This is a genomic window from Nocardia sp. NPDC059228 (genome assembly GCF_042754245.1).
Taxonomy (GTDB): domain Bacteria; phylum Actinomycetota; class Actinomycetes; order Mycobacteriales; family Mycobacteriaceae; genus Nocardia.
In genome coordinates this window covers 1-1244 of record NZ_JBHZAL010000132.1, presented here as the reverse complement: position 1 = coordinate 1244, position 1244 = coordinate 1, and the positions used below count along the sequence as shown (strand labels likewise).

General features: G+C 69.6%; 2 protein-coding genes. Both read right to left on the bottom strand.

The genetic code is table 11. The features are described 5' to 3' along the window. A partial coding sequence (locus ACFXKA_RS42970; protein ID WP_379431905.1) for a BTAD domain-containing putative transcriptional regulator occupies positions 1-812 on the bottom strand: 812 nt, incomplete at its 3' end. Positions 813-821: 9 nt separating this feature from the next. Then, positions 822-1091 carry a hypothetical protein gene (locus ACFXKA_RS42965; protein WP_379431904.1) on the bottom strand — a complete coding sequence of 90 codons (270 nt, stop codon included), beginning with the start codon at positions 1089-1091 and terminating at the stop codon, positions 822-824. Positions 1092-1244: the final 153 nt, after the last annotated feature.

The window sequence follows — 1244 nt, the reverse complement described above, 5'->3', positions numbered from 1 at the left end:
GTGGTGTGCCGGCGCTCGCCGTGCCCGGCGGAGATGTACGCGGCTCCGGCGGGGTGGCGGTCGTCGGCGGGCCCCAGGTCCTCGCCGCGCAGGATGGCAAGTTCCAGCCGGCGCAGCGCGGGCGACGGGTCCACCCCCAACTCGTCGTGCAGATACTCCTTGACCATCCGGTACTCGGCGAGGGCCTCGGTCTGACGGCCCGTGCGGTACAGGGCCTCGATGAGCTGTTCCCGGAACCGCTCATGGCCGGGGTGGGCCCGGCTGGCGCTCCACAGCTCCACCAGCGCCTCGCCGCAGCGGCCGAGCAGCAGTTTGAGATCGCAGGCGCGCTCCAGGGTCCGCAGCCGCTCCTCGACGAGCCGGGGGACTTCGTCGCGGTGCAGCACGTCGGAGCGGACGTTGGCCAGGACCGAGCCCTCCCACAGCGACAACGCGCCTTTGAGTACGTGCAGTTCACTCTCCGGGTCGGCGACGTCCGCGGCACGCCGTACCTCTTCGCGGAAGCCGATCAGATCGAGATGCCGGGGGCCGGCCGTGATCCGGTAGCCACCGGGCACGGCTTCGATGGGGGTCTCGGTCACCCCGTGCTTGGTGAACAGCCGGCGCAGCCGCAGTACGCACGTCTGGAGCGCGGCTCGCGAGGTGGCGGGCTGTTCCTCGCCCCACATGGTCCGCTGCAGGTAGTCGGCGGAGACGACCGTGTTGGCATGCAGGAGCAGTGAGGCGAGGAGAATGGTGGGCTTGGACGGCTGGAGGACGACAGTGTCGGGACCGTCCGTGATGCTGAGCGGCCCGAGGAGCTGAAACCGCACCGGCTACGCCTAGTCCCAGCCGTTGACAAGCTTGCAGAACGCCAGGGCCTGGTCGGCCGCCGTCTCGGGGAGGATGGCGGCGGCCGACTGGCACGCGGTCACCGGGTGGGGCGCGCTCGGCCCGGCGACGGGGGCGGAGGCCGAGGCGGTCCCGGCGGACAGGGTCAGTGCGGCCGTACAGACACCAAGAGCGAGTGCGGTTCGTGCCATGCGTGCGGTGCGAGCGGTGCGCGAACGGGCCATGATCTTCTTGGAGTTGCAGTGCGGTACACCGAGCACAATTCCCCCTGTTGAATCGTTCCGTCGGACCGGATCGCTTTCCGGTGGCACGACGATGACAGCGGGTGTCTCGAAATGGGGGGCCGGAGCGTGTCAGCTTGCTGCATCTACGCGCGCAGCTTGTTGTCAGCACCACTGTGACCTGGGAAGACA